This is a genomic window from Amorphus sp. MBR-141 (genome assembly GCF_053628695.1).
This window is the reverse complement of sequence record NZ_JBRJGW010000011.1, coordinates 1-14,594: the sequence shown is the minus strand read 5'-3', so window position 1 is coordinate 14,594 and position 14,594 is coordinate 1. Positions and strand designations below refer to the sequence as shown.

Annotated in this window: 12 protein-coding genes and 1 tRNA gene; 10 read left to right on the top strand and 3 right to left on the bottom strand. The window is 67.9% G+C overall.

Annotation, left to right across the window (positions count from 1 at the left end):
- The first annotated feature begins 14 nt into the window (after positions 1–14).
- A complete protein-coding gene (locus ACSSVZ_RS15475; RefSeq protein ID WP_453971444.1) occupies positions 15–1,607 on the top strand; it encodes a gamma-glutamyltransferase family protein in 1,593 nt (530 codons plus the stop codon).
- 14 nt (positions 1,608–1,621) lie between these two features.
- Positions 1,622–1,999 carry an oxalurate catabolism protein HpxZ gene (gene hpxZ, locus ACSSVZ_RS15470; RefSeq protein ID WP_453971443.1) on the top strand — a complete coding sequence of 126 codons (378 nt, stop codon included), beginning with the start codon at positions 1,622–1,624 and terminating at the stop codon, positions 1,997–1,999.
- A gap of 52 nt (positions 2,000–2,051) precedes the next feature.
- Here the strand turns inward: hpxZ and ACSSVZ_RS15465 are convergent.
- Positions 2,052–2,126: transfer RNA gene (locus tag ACSSVZ_RS15465), tRNA-Val, on the bottom strand.
- Between the two features lie 338 nt (positions 2,127–2,464).
- On the opposite strand from ACSSVZ_RS15465, the gene ACSSVZ_RS15460 reads away from it, so the two are divergent.
- The 4 genes from ACSSVZ_RS15460 to ACSSVZ_RS15445 all read left to right on the top strand — a co-directional run bounded on the left by ACSSVZ_RS15460 (position 2,465) and on the right by ACSSVZ_RS15445 (position 6,265).
- Positions 2,465–2,653: a hypothetical protein gene (locus ACSSVZ_RS15460; protein WP_453971441.1), complete on the top strand. Its 189-nt coding sequence runs from the start codon at positions 2,465–2,467 to the stop codon at positions 2,651–2,653.
- Positions 2,654–2,991: 338 nt separating this feature from the next.
- Positions 2,992–3,909, top strand: coding sequence for a LysR substrate-binding domain-containing protein (locus ACSSVZ_RS15455; RefSeq protein WP_453971440.1), 918 nt, complete (start codon positions 2,992–2,994; stop codon positions 3,907–3,909).
- Positions 3,910–4,217: 308 nt separating this feature from the next.
- Entirely contained in the window at positions 4,218–5,483 is a 1,266-nt protein-coding gene (locus ACSSVZ_RS15450; RefSeq protein WP_453971438.1) for a Ppx/GppA phosphatase family protein, read from the top strand.
- Entirely contained in the window at positions 5,480–6,265 is a 786-nt protein-coding gene (locus tag ACSSVZ_RS15445) for an RlmE family RNA methyltransferase (RefSeq protein WP_453971437.1), read from the top strand. The genes ACSSVZ_RS15450 and ACSSVZ_RS15445 overlap by 4 nt, the downstream gene beginning before the upstream one ends.
- A 9-nt stretch (positions 6,266–6,274) precedes the next feature.
- On the opposite strand, the gene ACSSVZ_RS15440 is transcribed toward ACSSVZ_RS15445, so the two are convergent.
- Positions 6,275–7,684, bottom strand: coding sequence for an MFS transporter (locus ACSSVZ_RS15440; protein WP_453971435.1), 1,410 nt, complete (start codon positions 7,682–7,684; stop codon positions 6,275–6,277).
- A 270-nt stretch (positions 7,685–7,954) separates the two neighbouring features.
- Here ACSSVZ_RS15440 and guaB point away from each other — a divergent pair, with 270 nt between their 5' ends.
- The 4 genes from guaB to ACSSVZ_RS15420 all read left to right on the top strand — a co-directional run bounded on the left by guaB (position 7,955) and on the right by ACSSVZ_RS15420 (position 14,005).
- Positions 7,955–9,457, top strand: coding sequence for an IMP dehydrogenase (guaB, locus tag ACSSVZ_RS15435; RefSeq protein ID WP_453971433.1), 1,503 nt, complete (start codon positions 7,955–7,957; stop codon positions 9,455–9,457).
- 79 nt (positions 9,458–9,536) lie between these two features.
- Positions 9,537–10,820: an RsmB/NOP family class I SAM-dependent RNA methyltransferase gene (locus ACSSVZ_RS15430; RefSeq protein ID WP_453971431.1), complete on the top strand. Its 1,284-nt coding sequence runs from the start codon at positions 9,537–9,539 to the stop codon at positions 10,818–10,820.
- Between the two features lie 41 nt (positions 10,821–10,861).
- On the top strand, positions 10,862–12,430 hold the full coding sequence (gene guaA / locus ACSSVZ_RS15425) for a glutamine-hydrolyzing GMP synthase (RefSeq protein ID WP_453971429.1): 1,569 nt from the start codon (positions 10,862–10,864) through the stop codon (positions 12,428–12,430).
- A 318-nt stretch (positions 12,431–12,748) separates the two neighbouring features.
- The gene (locus ACSSVZ_RS15420; RefSeq protein WP_453971427.1) at positions 12,749–14,005 is read left to right on the top strand and encodes a tyrosine-type recombinase/integrase; all 1,257 of its coding nucleotides are present in this window, start codon (positions 12,749–12,751) and stop codon (positions 14,003–14,005) included.
- Here the strand turns inward: ACSSVZ_RS15420 and ACSSVZ_RS15415 are convergent.
- Positions 13,995–14,264 (bottom strand): helix-turn-helix transcriptional regulator, encoded by a 270-nt coding sequence (locus ACSSVZ_RS15415; RefSeq protein WP_453971426.1) that lies wholly within the window; start codon positions 14,262–14,264, stop codon positions 13,995–13,997. The genes ACSSVZ_RS15420 and ACSSVZ_RS15415 overlap by 11 nt on opposite strands.
- Positions 14,265–14,594: the final 330 nt, after the last annotated feature.

Sequence of the window (14,594 nt, the reverse complement as noted above, 5' to 3'; positions counted from 1 at the left end):
AGAGGCTGACCGACGTGCTGAAGACGCCACGCGCCTACGGCGGCATGACGACCGCGCCGCACCACCTGGCCAGCCGGGCCGGCGCCAGGGTGCTGGAGCAGGGCGGCAATGCCATCGAAGCGATGATCGCCATGGCCGCGTCCATCGCGGTCGTCTATCCGCACATGAACGCCATCGGCGGCGACGGCTTCTGGATCGTCCACGCGCCGGGGACGGAACCCGTCGGCATCCAGGCCTGTGGCCCGGCCGCGCGGCTGGCGACACCGGAGCACTATGGCGAGCTCGGCTTCGCGGACGCCATTCCCGCGCGCGGAGGACCTGCAGCCCTCACCGTCGCCGGCACCATCGGCGGCTGGCAGGAGGCCCTTGCCCTGGCGCGGGAATATGGCGGGCGGTTGCCGCTGGCCGCGCTTCTCGGCGATGCGATCGGTCACGCCCGCGACGGCGCGGCGGTCTGCGCCAGCCAGGTCCAGCTCACCGCGTCCAAGCTGGCCGAGCTGAAGGACGTCTCCGGCTTCGCCGGTGCGTTCCTCGCCGATGGCGCGGTCCCTCGCGAAGGCGCGCGCCAGCGGTTCCTGCCGCTCGCCGCAACGCTGCAACGGCTCACCGAAGCCGGCCTCGACGATTTCTATCGCGGCGACATCGCACGCACGCTGGCCGCGGATCTTGAGGCGGCAGGCAGCCCTTTGCGGCTCGGCGATCTGGAGAGCTACCGGGCGCAGCGCGTTGCGCCGCTGTCGCTGGCCATCGGCGGGGCGCGCCTGTTCAATATGCCGCCGCCGACGCAGGGCGTCTCGTCGCTTGCCATTCTCGGCATCCTCGACCGTCTCGGGCGGCGCGACACCTGCGGCGCGGCGTTCGTCCACGACGCCGTCGAGGCGACCAAGCAGGCCTTCCTGGTGCGCAACGCGGCGGTGTTCGACCCGGCCTACATGGAGGTCGAGCCCGCCAGCCTCCTGAGCGACCAGGCGATCTCCCGCATGGCGGCGGCCGTCGATCGCGACAGGGCGGCGCCGTGGCCGCAGCCGGCGGCACCCGGCGACACCATCTGGATGGGCGCCGTGGACCGGGAGGGACGCGCGGTGTCGTTCATCCAGAGCATCTACTGGGAGTTCGGCTCTGGCGTGGTGTCGCCCGCGACGGGCGTGCTCTGGCAGAACCGCGGTATGAGCTTTTCGCTCGACCCGGCGCATGCCAACCGCCTGGCGCCGGGGCGGCTGCCGTTCCACACGCTCAATCCCGCCATGGCGTTGTTCGAGGACGGCCGCACCATGACCTACGGCACGATGGGCGGAGAGGGCCAGCCGCAGACCCAGGCGGCGATCTTCGCCCGCTATGCCTGGGGCGGGCTCGGCCTTCAGCAGGCGGTGACGGAACCGCGCTGGCTTCTCGGCCGCACCTGGGGCGCCGACAGCACCAACCTCAAGCTCGAGGCGCGCTTCGCCCCGGAGGTCGTCGAGGCCCTGCGTGGCGCCGGCCACGACGTGGAGCTGGTGGCGGCCTTCTCCGACACGATGGGCCATGCCGGCGCCATCGTGCACCACCCGGACGGGCTGATCGAGGGCGCAGCCGATCCGCGCAGCGACGGCTCCGTCGCCGCGTTCTGACCAGGAGTCTTGCCATGGAAATCAACCTTCCCGACGTGAAGGCGGAGGTCGAAGCGGCCTTCGCGCGCTACGAGACCGCGCTGGTCACCAACGACGTCGGGGTCCTCGACGCGCTGTTCTGGGACAGTCCGCACACGATCCGCTACGGCGCCGGCGAGAACCTCTACGGCTACGACGAGATCAGGGCCTTCCGGGCTGGGCGCAGCAGCAAGAACCTGGATCGCACGCTGCGCCGGACCGCCATCACGACCTACGGCCGCGACATGGCCACGGCGATGACGCTGTTCGAACGGGAAGGGACCAATGGAACCGGTCGTCAGAGCCAGACCTGGATGCGCACACCGGACGGCTGGAAGGTGATCGCGGCCCATGTCAGCGTGATCGCCGGCTGAACGGGCAGGGTCTGCTTTTGGGGATGTCTGACGGTCAGGCCATTGGAAACAATGGTGGGCGTGACAGGGATTGAACCTGTGACCTTTCCGGTGTGAACGGAACGCTCTCCCGCTGAGCTACACGCCCCCGCCGTCAGAGGGTGTCCCATAAGCCTTCTTGGAAAATGAGGCAAGGGCCTGTGCGCGATGCCTGTGGACGGGCCGCTGCGGCGCACCGGAGATGTCCCGCGGTCGCGCCGCGGGATCACTCGAGGGCCTGACCCTGAAGCCATTGCCGACCGGGGAGATGTTCGACCTGACCGCAGCCAGCCCCTCCCGGGTCGGATGCCATCTCTCCCGGGTCGGATGTCATGCCATCGCGAATGGAGAAAGGGGCTTTCACAGACTTCGCATTGTGCGATGCAAAATTCCTGCCCATCTTGGGGTCACAGCAATCGCACCGGCCTCCCACGCACGAGACGCACCATGGCTTTCATCACCGACACCGCTCCCATCGCCGACACCCGGTCCGCCACCACCCCGCGCACCGAAGCCTCGTTCTTCGAGATTCTCCGCGCGGCGCGGCGCCTGTCGGTGGCCGCCGACCAAGGCGACGCGCTGCCCCAGGACGCGATCGAAGTGGTGATGGGGAAGCGCGCCTACCTGCGCCGCTGACACGTTTCTGCCGAGGATGCCGGATCACGGCATCTGCCGGCTCCCATACTCTACGACCTTGTAAGCCCGGCCCCGCCCGGCCGGCTGCCGCCACGCCGCTCCGGTTCCTCCCAAGCCCGAGCTGCATCCCCGACCGGTGCGTCCCTGGCGCACCGGTCGGGTCGATCCGCAGGCGTTCGCACCAGATCAATACCTACGGCCATCCCGATCCGTCCGGGCACGAATGCACCCGGCCGTTCCGACGTGGGGTCGCTTCGGATCGACCGGGCGGGCGTGCCGGGCCGAAAACGGTCCTTCCGGCTGGATTTTTTGTCGCGCGCGTTCAATAGTCCTGCGCCGTGAGAGATCCCGACTTCACCACCCTTCGCTGCTTCGTCGCGGTTGCCCATGCCGGTGGCATCGCCGCCGGCGCGCGCCGACTCGACCTGGCGACCTCTGCCGTCTCCAAGCGTCTCGCCGACCTGGAAGCCTCCGTCGGTCAGACCCTTCTGGAGCGGGGCGCGGCGGGCGTGCGGCTGACGTCGGCAGGCGAGACCGTGCTGCGCCGCGCCGAGCACATGCTGGAAATCGCCAAGTCGCTGAGCGCCGACCTCGATGCCCACGCGGCCGGCGAACGCGGCGAGATCCGGCTGGCCGCCGTCGCCGCGGCCGTCAGCGGACGGCTTGCCGACGACCTTGCCGTCTTCGAGCGGACCTACCCCGGCATCCGCATCATGCTGGCCGAAGGGATGAACTTCGACGCGGCGCGCGCCGTCGCCGACGGAACCGCCGGGGTGGGCGTGGTCGTCGACCATCATCTGCCGCCCGGCCTTCTGAAGTTTCCCTATGCCAGCGATCCGGTCTGGGTGATCGGCCGCAAGGGCCATCCGCTGTTCGACGGCGTCGCGCCCGGCGAAGGCATCCGCTTCGAGCGCGCGATCGAGTACGACGTGATCTCCATGATGGGCGGCGCCTCGACGGAATCGCTGCTGGCGGCCGCGGCCACCACCATCGAGCGCTCGGTGCGCAAGCACTTCGAGGTGTCGCGCTACGATTCGCTGCGGCGCCTCGTGGAAGTCGGCCTCGGCATCGGCTTCATCCGCGAAAGCGGCGTGACCCGCTATCTCGCCGCGCTGGAGATCGAAGGGCGGCCGCTGGCGGAGCCATGGGCGGACCGGCAGCTGTGCGTGATCCGCCGCGAGGCGAGCGAGGGCGGGCGTGCGCTGGGCATCCTCATCGACCATCTGACCAGCGGCCCGCCGGGCCGGCCAGCGTAGGCAGGTTTCCTGCCGATTGGTGACCGCTTCGCCGTCCGGAGGCCGGACCAGGGCCTGGGACGAAACGGGTGCAATACCCGGCCCCGCATCCGGGCGGGTCGCAGCGCGGCCGCGCCTGGTGCGCCTCTGCCGCCAGGTCGCCATGCAAGCAACGTTTGGCCGTTGGCCCGCGGATTGCTACACTTGTTCCAACAAAAGGCGGAACACGCAGCGCCGTGCTGCAAGGAGCCGCCGGAACCGGCCGTGTCGGTTGCGGTCTCCTTGCCGGTGGGGAACGGGCGCACTGCTCCGCCGGGAGCGGATGAAGGATGGATGGCACGGACGACGTCGGCGCGCCTCCCGCAAGATTGCGGGTGGCGGGGCCGCAGGGACCTGCCGAGAGGCCGTGCGCGACGGATATGCCCTCGCGCGAGGCGGAGCTTCGCCACTGCAGCGTTCCGGCCGATCCCGATCAGGGCGGGACGCGTCGCCGTCGCGGATACAAGCGTGACAGGGACCAGCAACCGGCTGCAGGACCGGCTGCCCGCCACGGCGCGCCCGGGGCGGCGTCGGGGCGGCGCTACGCCGCGCTCGATCTCGGCACCAACAATTGCCGGCTGCTGGTCGCCGAAGCGCGCGGCGGCGGCTACCGCGTCATCGACGCGTTTTCGCGGATCATCCGGCTGGGCGAGGGGGTGTCCGGCTGCGGACGGATCAGCGAGCCGGCGATGGCGCGGGCGATGGAAGCCCTGGAAGTCTGCGCCCGCAAGCTCGAGCATGCCCGGGTCGACCGGTTTCGCCTGATCGCCACCGAAGCCTGCCGCATGGCTGCCAACGGCCCTGAGTTCGTCGACCGGGTGGAGCGCGAGACCGGTCTCAGCCTGGAGATCGTCAGCCGCGAGACAGAGGCGAGGCTCGCGGTGGCCGGCTGCTCAACGCTGATCGACCGCGGCTCCGAGGGCGTCGTCCTGTTCGACATCGGCGGCGGCTCGTCGGAGATCGTCTGGGTCGACCTGTCGGGCCGTCACCGGCTGACCGGCGTGGCGATCACCCGTTGCATCCGGGCGTGGACCTCGCTGCCGGTCGGCGTCGTGTCGCTCGCCGAGCGCCACGGCGGGGTCGAGGTGGATGCCGCCAAGTTCGAGGCGATGGTCGACGACGTCTCGAGCCTGCTCGAGCGGCTCGATCAGGGCGGCGCCCTCGACCAGGTGGTCGGTCGCGGGCGCGTGCATCTTCTCGGCACCTCGGGTACGGTCACCACGCTCGCCGGGGTCCACCTCGGGCTCGAGCGCTACGACCGACGCCGCGTCGACGGCACCTGGCTCCATGAGCGGGATGTGGACGCGATGATCGGACGCATCCTGGCGATGCCGTTCCACGAGCGCGTCGCCAATCCCTGCATTGGCGCGGACCGGGCCGACCTCGTGTTGGCCGGCTGTGCAATCCTGGAGGCGATCCGACGCCGCTGGCCCTGCCGGCGGCTGCGCGTTGCCGACCGGGGCCTGCGTGAAGGAATACTGATGGAACTGATGGCGCAGGATCGCACCGGCCGCCCACCGACGCCGGCAACCTCTTCGGCCGGGCCGGCCCGATGACCCGCAATTCCGGCGGCGATGGCAGCCGCGGCCTCAAGACCCGCGTGAAGACCGCGCGGGGACGGCGGGCCTCGTCGGTGCGCTGGCTCGAGCGCCAGCTCAACGATCCCTACGTCCGCCGCGCCCAGGCGGAGGGCTACCGCTCGCGCGCGGCCTACAAGCTGCTGGAGATCGACGACCGCTACGGCCTGTTGAAGCTCGGCATGCGGGTCGTCGATCTGGGGGCCGCGCCGGGCAGCTGGTCGCAGATTGCGGCGGCGCGCGTCGGCTCGCGGCCCGAGGCGCCGAGCGTCGTCGGCATCGACTATCTGCACGTCGACCACCTGCCGGGCGTGACGCTGCTGGAGAAGGACTTCCTGGACGACGATGCGCCGGCGGCGCTGATCGCCGCCCTCGGCGGCCGCAAGGCCGACTGCGTGCTCTCCGATATGGCGGCACCCACCACCGGACACCGCCAGACCGACCACATCCGCATCATGCATCTGTGCGAGGTCGCGGCCGACTTCGCCAGCACCGTGCTGGACCCGGGCGGCAGCTTCCTGGCCAAGGTGTTCCAGGGCGGCACCGAGGCGACGCTGCTGGCCGAACTGCACCGCAACTTCGAGAAGGTGCGGCACATCAAGCCGAAGGCGAGCCGCTCGGAATCGGCGGAGCAGTACGTGCTGGCGACTGGCTTCCGCGGTCTCGCTGCCCGGCCGCACGGCCAGGCGCAGGACGACGAGGCCGACAGCGATCCGCGCGACCCGGAGGACTGGGACCGCGAAGACCCACGGACCGTGTAGCGCTGGGTCTCAGGGCCGTGCCGGTGCCGGGGTACGTGCGACATGGCCGGACATCTGTCCGCCGGCGGCTGGCGACAGCTGCCGGAACACCAGGATGGACAGGGCTGCAATTCCGGCGACGACGACGAACGCGGTCAGGAAATCGCCGGGGATGATCGCGCCGTCTGGCCGGCCGGCGCGCTGGAATTCCAGGATGAAGGCCGACGCGGTGACACCCGTCGACAGGCCGACCTGCTGGGCGACGCTGGCGAAGCTGGTGGCGCGGCTCATGTGCTTCTGGGGGATGTCGGCATAGGCCAGCGCGCTGATGCAGGAGAACTGCAGCGAGCGGAAGAAGCCGCCCACGAGCAGCACCGTGATGATCACGGCGGTGGCCGGACCGAGCGCGAACAGCCCCATGCTGCCGAGGATCGTGGCGCTGACCAGCCCGTTGACGATGAGGACCCGGCGGAAGCCGAAGCGGCGGACGATCGGCTGCGCGGTGAACTTCATCAGCAGCGCGCCGATGGTCGTCACGAACACCAGCGAGCCCGCCTGGAACGGGTTCATCCCCAGCCCGAGCTGCAGGGTGAGGGGCAGCAGGAACGGGATCGCGCCGACGCCCACCCGGAAGAAGAACCCGCCGAACACGCTGGCCCGGAAGGTCGGCACTTTCAGCAGGTCGAGGTCCAGCAGCGGGTGCGCCACCTGCCGCGCGTGGCGCACATAGAGGGCGATGCAGGCGAGCCCGCCGAGGACGAGCGCGAGCGAGGCCGGCAACGGCATCATGCGCTGGCCCATCACCGACAGCCCGAAGATCAGCGCCGACAGGCCAACCCCGGACAGGGCGAAGCCGGTGCGGTCGAGCGGCACCACCTCGGGCATGCGGATGTTGTCGATGAGAAAGGTGACCAGCAGGACGCCGACCGCGCCCACCGGCACGTTGATCCAGAAGATCCAGCGCCAGTCGAAATAGGTGGTGATGAAGCCGCCGAGCGGCGGCCCGATCATCGGGCCGATGAGGGCCGGAATCGACAGCCACGCCAGCGCCGACAGGATCTGGTCCTTGGGCGTGGTCCGCAGAACGACTAGGCGGCCGACCGGCGTCATCATCGCGCCGCCGGCGCCCTGGAGGATCCGCGCCAGCACGAATTCTGGCAGCGTGGACGACAGACTGCAGCAGATCGAGCCGAGCAGGAACACGCCGATGGCCGACCGGAAGATCGTCTTGGCGCCGAACCGGTCGGCCGCCCAGCCAGATATCGGAATGAACACGGCGAGGCTGAGGAGATAGGAGGTCAGCGCCAGCTTGAGGCGAATCGGATCGGTGCCGAGATCGGCCGCGACAGCCGGAAGCGACGTGGCGATCACCGTGGAATCGATGTTCTCCATGAACAGCGCCGAGGCGACGATCAGGGCAGTGACATTGGGGCGGGCCACGAGAGGCAATTCCAGCTGATTGATTTTGAAGGGATTTTTGAGCCGGGCAGGGAGGCGTGCCGCGCCGTCGAAGCCAACAAACCCATACAGTCTACCCCGAATGTGGAGAGCGGGGGACAATTGGCAGCTATGCGTGATCGGCATTTTGCGTGGCGCGTTCCGTCATGGTAAAGACCTGCGCCACCGCATAGAAGCGTGAACTGTTCACGCGGGCGGGCTCATTGCCCGCTCGATGTGCGCCCCTTTCCTCCCTGATCGTCGAGGCGGCGGATGGCACAAATCATTGAGACCCACAGCGGGCGCGAGGCGCTCACCTTTGACGACGTGCTCCTGATTCCGGGGCACTCGGAGGTGATGCCGAACGCGACGAACCTGTCGACCTACGTCACCAGGTCGCTCGCCCTGTCGCTGCCGATCATCTCCGCGGCGATGGACACCGTGACCGAGGCCAAGCTGGCCATCGCCATGGCCCAGGCCGGCGGCCTCGGCGTGATCCACCGGAACATGACCCCGGAAGAGCAGGCCGAGCAGGTCCGCCAGGTCAAGAAGTTCGAATCCGGCATGGTGGTCAATCCGGTGGTGATCGGCCCGAACGCCCGCCTGAAGGATGCGCTCGCCTTGATGGAGCGCTTTCACATCTCGGGCATCCCGGTGGTCGAGAACGGCGAGACCGGAGGCCAGATCGTCGGCCGGCTGGTCGGCATTCTCACCAACCGCGACGTGCGCTTCGCCTCCGACCCGGACACGCCCATCCACGAACTGATGACCAAGGAAAACCTGATCACGGTGCGCGATGGCGTCACCCAGGCCGAGGCCAAGCGGCTCCTGCATCAGCACCGGATCGAGAAGCTGGTGGTGGTCGACGACGCGCAGAAGTGCATCGGCCTGATCACCGTCAAGGACATCGAGAAGGCGCAGTTGAACCCCAACGCCTCGAAGGACGAGCAGGGACGGCTCAGGGCCGCCGCGGCGACCTCTGTCGAGGATGCGGCGATGGAGCGCTCCGAGCGCCTGATCGATGCCGGGGTCGACCTGATCGTCGTCGACACCGCCCACGGCCACTCCGAACGCGTGCTCGACACGGTCCGCCGGGTGAAGAAGCTCTCCAATTCGGTCCAGGTGCTGGCCGGCAACGTCGCCACGCCGGAGGCCACCCGGGCGCTGATCGACGCCGGGGCGGACGCCGTCAAGGTCGGCATCGGACCGGGCTCCATCTGCACCACCCGCGTCGTTGCCGGCGTCGGCATGCCGCAGCTCACCGCGGTGATGGGGGCGGCGGAAGTCGCCTCCGCCCTGGGCGTTCCGGTCGTCGCCGACGGCGGCATCAAGTATTCCGGCGATCTGGCCAAGGCGCTCGCCGCCGGCGCCTCCTGCGCCATGATCGGCTCGCTGCTCGCCGGCACCGACGAAAGCCCGGGTGAGGTCTACCTGCACCAGGGCCGTTCCTATAAGGCCTATCGCGGCATGGGATCGGTGGGCGCCATGGCCCGCGGCTCCGCCGACCGCTACTTCCAGGCGGAGGTGCGCGACACCCTGAAGCTCGTGCCCGAGGGCATCGAGGGGCAGGTGCCCTACAAGGGGCCGATCGCCAGCGTCCTCCATCAGCTGGCCGGCGGCCTGCGCTCGGCGATGGGCTATGTCGGCGCCGAGACGATCCCGCTCCTGCAGGAACGCGCCCGGTTCGTGCGCATCACCAATGCCGGCCTGCGCGAAAGCCACGTCCACGACGTCGCCATCGTCCGCCAGAGCCCGAACTATCCGACGGACGCCTGAGCGACGGCGCGCTACCCCACTGGCTGAGCCCGCGCGGTCCGTGCGGGCCGACGGCCCGGACAACCAGAGCTGAGGTTCAATGCGCGCTGGCGGACGCATCCAGGCTGCGATCGACGTTCTAGAGACCATCGAAACCCAGCATCGGCCGGTGACGGAGGTCCTGAAGGACTGGGGCAACGCCCATCGGTTCGCGGGCTCCGGCGACCGGGCGGCGATTGCCAATCTGGTGTTCGACGCGCTGCGCTGGCGGGCGTCCTCGTCCTGGCTGATGGGGGCTTCCAGCGCCCGCGCCGTGGTGCTGTCGGTGCTGGTGCGCCGCTGGGGCTGGGACATCGAGGCCCTCGACGCGATCCTGCAGGATGGCGATTTCGGACCAGGTGCGCTCGACGCCGACGAACGCGCGGCCCTTGCCAACGTCGATCTGAGCACCGCGCCGGAAGCCGCCCACGCCGACGTTCCCGAGTGGGCCGTGCCGCATCTGGAAGCCACCTTCGGCGGCGACTGGATCATCGAGGCGGCGACCCTTGCCGCCCGGGCGCCGATCGACCTGCGCGCCAATGCCTTGAAGTCTTCCCGGGACAAGGTGCTGAAGGCGCTGTCGCGCTTCGGCGCCGTGCCGACACCCCATTCGACACTCGGCGTGCGCATCGGCGTCGGCCGCGAGTTCGAGCGCCAGGCGAACGTCATTCGCGAGCCGGGCTACCAGAAGGGCTGGTATGAGGTGCAGGACGAGGCGAGCCAGCTCGCCGTGATGCTGGCCGGGGCCACGCCCGGCGAGCAGATCCTGGATTTCTGCGCCGGCGCCGGCGGCAAGACGCTGGCGCTGGCCGCCGAGATGGACAACCGCGGCCAGGTCCACGCCTTCGACAGCGACCGCTCCCGCCTGCAGCCGATCTTCGAGCGCCTGCGCCGGGCCGGCACCCGCAACGTCCAGGTCCACGCCGCCGACGGGGACCTGTCGGGGCTTGCGGGCAAGATGGACCGGGTGCTGGTCGATGCGCCGTGCTCCGGTTCGGGGGTCTGGCGGCGCCGGCCCGACGCCAAGTGGCGGCTTTCGCCGGAGGCGCTGGCCACCCGCATCGCCGAACAGGCCGGCGTGCTCGATCAGGGCGCGGCCTACGTGCGGCCCGGCGGCCGGCTGGTCTACGTGACCTGCTCGCTGTTCGCCGATGAGAACAGCCGCCAGATCGAGGCGTTCCTGGCCCGGGCGCCCGCCTTCGCACCGCTCACCACCGACCGGGCGAAGGGCGAAGCGCTGACCGCGGTGCCGGCCCGCGAGGTGCCGTTCGGCATGGTGCTTTCGCCGGCGACCACCGGCACCGACGGCTTTTTCGTTGCCGTGATGGAACGGCGCGAAGGATAACATCCGATCTCCCCGCGACCCGCCTACGGGATGACCCGCTCATGACCGAACGCCCCGCCGACCGCCACGACTTCATCCTCATCATCGACTTCGGCAGCCAGGTGACCCAGCTGATCGCGCGCCGGGTGCGCGAGGCGGGCGTCTATTGCGAGATCGCGCCGTTCCAGTCCGCCGAGGAGGCGTTCCAGCGGACGCAGCCGAACGCCGTGATCCTGTCCGGCGGTCCGGCCTCCACCGCCGAGATCGGCAGCCCGCGCGCGCCCCAGGCGGTGTTCGATGCCGGCATCCCCATCCTCGGCATCTGCTACGGCCAGATGACCATGTGCGTGCAGATGGGCGGCGAGGCGGAGCCGTCCGACCATCGCGAGTTCGGCCGGGCCACGGTGGAGGTGGTCGCCGACTGCCCGCTGTTCGAGGGCGTCTGGGAGACCGGCGAGCACCACCAGGTGTGGATGAGCCACGGCGATCGCGTCGTGCGCCTGCCGGAGGGGTTCTCGGTCTATGCCAGGTCCGACGGCGCGCCCTATGCGGTGCTGGCGAACCCGGAGCGCAAGGCCTACGGGCTGATGTTCCACCCGGAGGTCGTTCACACCCCCGACGGCGCGAAGCTGCTGGAGAACTTCGTCCGCAAGATCGCCAACTGCTCGGGCGACTGGACGATGGCGGCGTTCCGCGACGAGGCCAAGGAGAAGATCCGCGAGCAGGTCGGCACGTCGCGGGTCATCTGCGGGCTGTCCGGCGGCGTCGATTCCTCCGTCGCCGCGGTGCTGCTGCACGAGGCGATCGGCGACCAGCTGACCTGCATCTTCGTCGACCACGGCCTGCTCCGGAAGGGCGAGGCCGAGGAGGTCGTGTCGATGTTCCGCGAGCACTACAACATCCCGCTGGTGCACGTGGACGCGGCCGACCTGTTCATCGGTGCGCTCGAGGGCGTTTCCGACCCCGAGCAGAAGCGCAAGACCATCGGCCGGCTGTTCATCGACGTGTTCGAGGCCGAGGCGAAGAAGCTGGGCGGTGCGGACTTCCTCGCCCAGGGCACGCTCTATCCGGACGTGATCGAAAGCGTGTCGTTCGCCGGCGGTCCGTCGGTGACCATCAAGTCCCACCACAACGTCGGCGGCCTGCCGGACCGCATGAACATGAAGCTGGTGGAGCCGCTGCGCGAACTCTTCAAGGACGAGGTGAGGGCGCTCGGTCGCACGCTCGGCCTGCCCGACAGCTTCGTCGGCCGGCATCCGTTCCCGGGGCCGGGGCTCGCCATCCGCTGCCCGGGCGGCATCACCCGCGAGAAGCTGGAGATCCTGAAGAACGCCGACGCGGTCTATCTGGACGAGATCCGCAAGGCGGGGCTCTACGACGCGATCTGGCAGGCCTTCGCCGTGCTGCTGCCGGTGCAGACCGTCGGCGTGATGGGCGACGGCCGCACCTACGACTTCGTCTGCGCGCTGCGCGCGGTGACGTCGGTGGACGGCATGACGGCGGACTTCTACCCCTACGACATGGCCTTCCTCGGCCGCGCCGCCACCCGCATCATCAACGAGGTCAAAGGCATCAACCGCGTCGTCTACGACGTCACGTCGAAGCCGCCGGGGACGATCGAGTGGGAATGATTTTTACCCCTCCGACAGTATCCGTTTGTACGCTCCGATACGCTATAACGCATTGAAATATCAGGATAATTATGATGCCATCTATCGCCGTCTATCGAGGGGCAGCGCTCCGATTTGACGGTATAGCAGACGGTACGGGCCAACTTGTTCGATCGCGAATTTCTCTATACCGTCACAGCTGAGAGAGCTGATGACGGTATTATTTTTGGTGTTAACAGGCTGATTCATAACGGGAATCGTGCTTCCAGCATCGCCTGTTTTTGCCTGACGGTATAATCGGCGCCTCTCCCCGGTTTTTAAGACGGTTTGGAGGCACTCATGCTTACTGATACTGCGATTAAGGCCCTGAGATCACAGAAGAAATTGTACAAGGTGAGCGATCGTGACGGTATGTACGTGGTGGTGCAGCCGTCGGGGGCGGTCGTGTTCCGGTACGACTACCGCCTCAACGGACGTCGCGAGACGCTGACGCTCGGCCGATACGGCCCAGATGGCCTCTCGCTTGCCAGGGCTCGCGAGAAGCTGATCGATGCGAAGCGGGTCATTTCTGAGGGCCGGTCGCCTGCTCAAGAGAAGCAGCACGACAAGCGGCGGCTGAAGGAGGCGAAGCGGTTCGGCGAGTTCGGCGAGAAGTGGTTCCAGGAGTCGCGTATGGCGGACAGCACGCGCGCCATGCGGCGCTCGATCTACGAGCGCGACATCTTGCCAACGTTCCGAAACAGGCTTCTGACAGAGATCACGCCTGACGATCTCCGCATGATGTGCGGGAAAGTGAAAGAGCGCGGGGCTCCAGCCACGGCCGTCCATGTGCGGGATATCGTGAAGCTGATCTTCGCGTTCGCGATCTTGCATGGCGAGAAGGTCGCGAATCCGGCGGACGAAGTTGGGCCCGCGTCGATTGCGACGTTCGTTCCCAAAGACCGTTCGCTGTCTCCTGCGGAGATCCGCGTCATGCTCGGTCAGCTCGAGCATGTGCCGACGTTGCCGACTATACGGCTGGGAATGAAGCTCTTCCTCCTAACGATGGTCAGGAAAAGCGAGCTGCAAGACGCGACGTGGGATGAAGTCGATTTCGAGAACGCCGTCTGGTCGATACCCAAGGAGCGGATGAAGCGGTCGAAGGCGCACAACGTCTATCTGTCACAGCAGGCCGTCGACATCTTCATCGCGCTGAAAACCTGCGCAGGCAATTCGCGCTACGTCCTTCCGTCGCGATATGACGCTGACGCGCCGATGTCGCGGGCGACGTTCAACCGTATTACGACCGCAGTCGTTGTCAGAGCAAAAAAGGAGGGGTTGCCACTCGAACCCTTCACTGTTCACGATCTTCGGCGCACAGGCTCGACCTTATTGAATGAGCTCGGCTTCAACAGTGACTGGATCGAAAAGTGCCTGGCGCACGAGGACGGCCGATCCTCGCGTGGCGTCTACAACAAGGCGGAGTACGAGCATCAGCGCCGGCATATGATGCAGGAGTGGTCCAATCTGGTGGAAGCATGGGTCTTGGGGCGGAAGTATGTCCCGACTCTGCTCCCGGCCACAATGGAGTTGCTTGAGCTCGAGCCTAGTGTTTGACAGGCCGCGAACGGCGCAATCTTACGTCGGGACTGGGAGCGCGTTTAACAGTGTTAGCCCGAGAGGCATGGCGTCGAGCGTCGAGCCAGGCTTCGACCTCTGCCAAGTCCCAGACGACGCAGCGTGAGGTGAGATAGAAGCGCTGCGGGAATTCTCCTCGTTGCTCCATGTCGTAGATCGTGCTGTCGGCAAGCGGCACGATCTCTCGTAGCTGCTGCCGGCGAATTGTTCTGCGGGCGACATGCGGGGCAGCGCTCATACCGTATCTCCACTTCTTTGATCTGGTGGAGATAGAAGGCGATAGATCTTCCGCTTTGAAGCCCATGCGTGAACGTGTGCGGTAATATCGGGCTATAGCGTGTAAATCGGACGGGTGGTCTCAAAGGGCAAATGTCGGTTAGGAGCGTCGGCCGACCCTTCGGCTCTTGTTTGAAGCGCCGCCGCCCGTGGAATTTTCAGCCCGCTGGAATCCGCGATTCACTCAAAATCCGGTTCCGCTGACCTGCCACTGAACTGTCATCCAGCTGCGATTAGAGCCTCGGTCGTTTCTGCTACGCCATAGGGCGCGGGTTGAGCAAGCGGCGGAGAC

Excerpts from the sequence above, each read along its gene's own strand:
- hpxZ (WP_453971443.1), top strand. The coding sequence starts at position 1,622 with ATGGAAATCAACCTTCCCGACGTGAAGGCGGAGGTCGAAGCGGCCTTC.
- ACSSVZ_RS15460 (WP_453971441.1), top strand. The coding sequence starts at position 2,465 with ATGGCTTTCATCACCGACACCGCTCCCATCGCCGACACCCGGTCCGCC.
- ACSSVZ_RS15450 (WP_453971438.1), top strand. The coding sequence starts at position 4,218 with ATGGATGGCACGGACGACGTCGGCGCGCCTCCCGCAAGATTGCGGGTG.
- ACSSVZ_RS15445 (WP_453971437.1), top strand. The coding sequence starts at position 5,480 with ATGACCCGCAATTCCGGCGGCGATGGCAGCCGCGGCCTCAAGACCCGC.
- guaB (WP_453971433.1), top strand. The coding sequence starts at position 7,955 with ATGGCACAAATCATTGAGACCCACAGCGGGCGCGAGGCGCTCACCTTT.
- ACSSVZ_RS15430 (WP_453971431.1), top strand. The coding sequence starts at position 9,537 with ATGCGCGCTGGCGGACGCATCCAGGCTGCGATCGACGTTCTAGAGACC.
- guaA (WP_453971429.1), top strand. The coding sequence starts at position 10,862 with ATGACCGAACGCCCCGCCGACCGCCACGACTTCATCCTCATCATCGAC.
- ACSSVZ_RS15420 (WP_453971427.1), top strand. The coding sequence starts at position 12,749 with ATGCTTACTGATACTGCGATTAAGGCCCTGAGATCACAGAAGAAATTG.
- ACSSVZ_RS15415 (WP_453971426.1), bottom strand. The coding sequence starts at position 14,264 with ATGAGCGCTGCCCCGCATGTCGCCCGCAGAACAATTCGCCGGCAGCAG.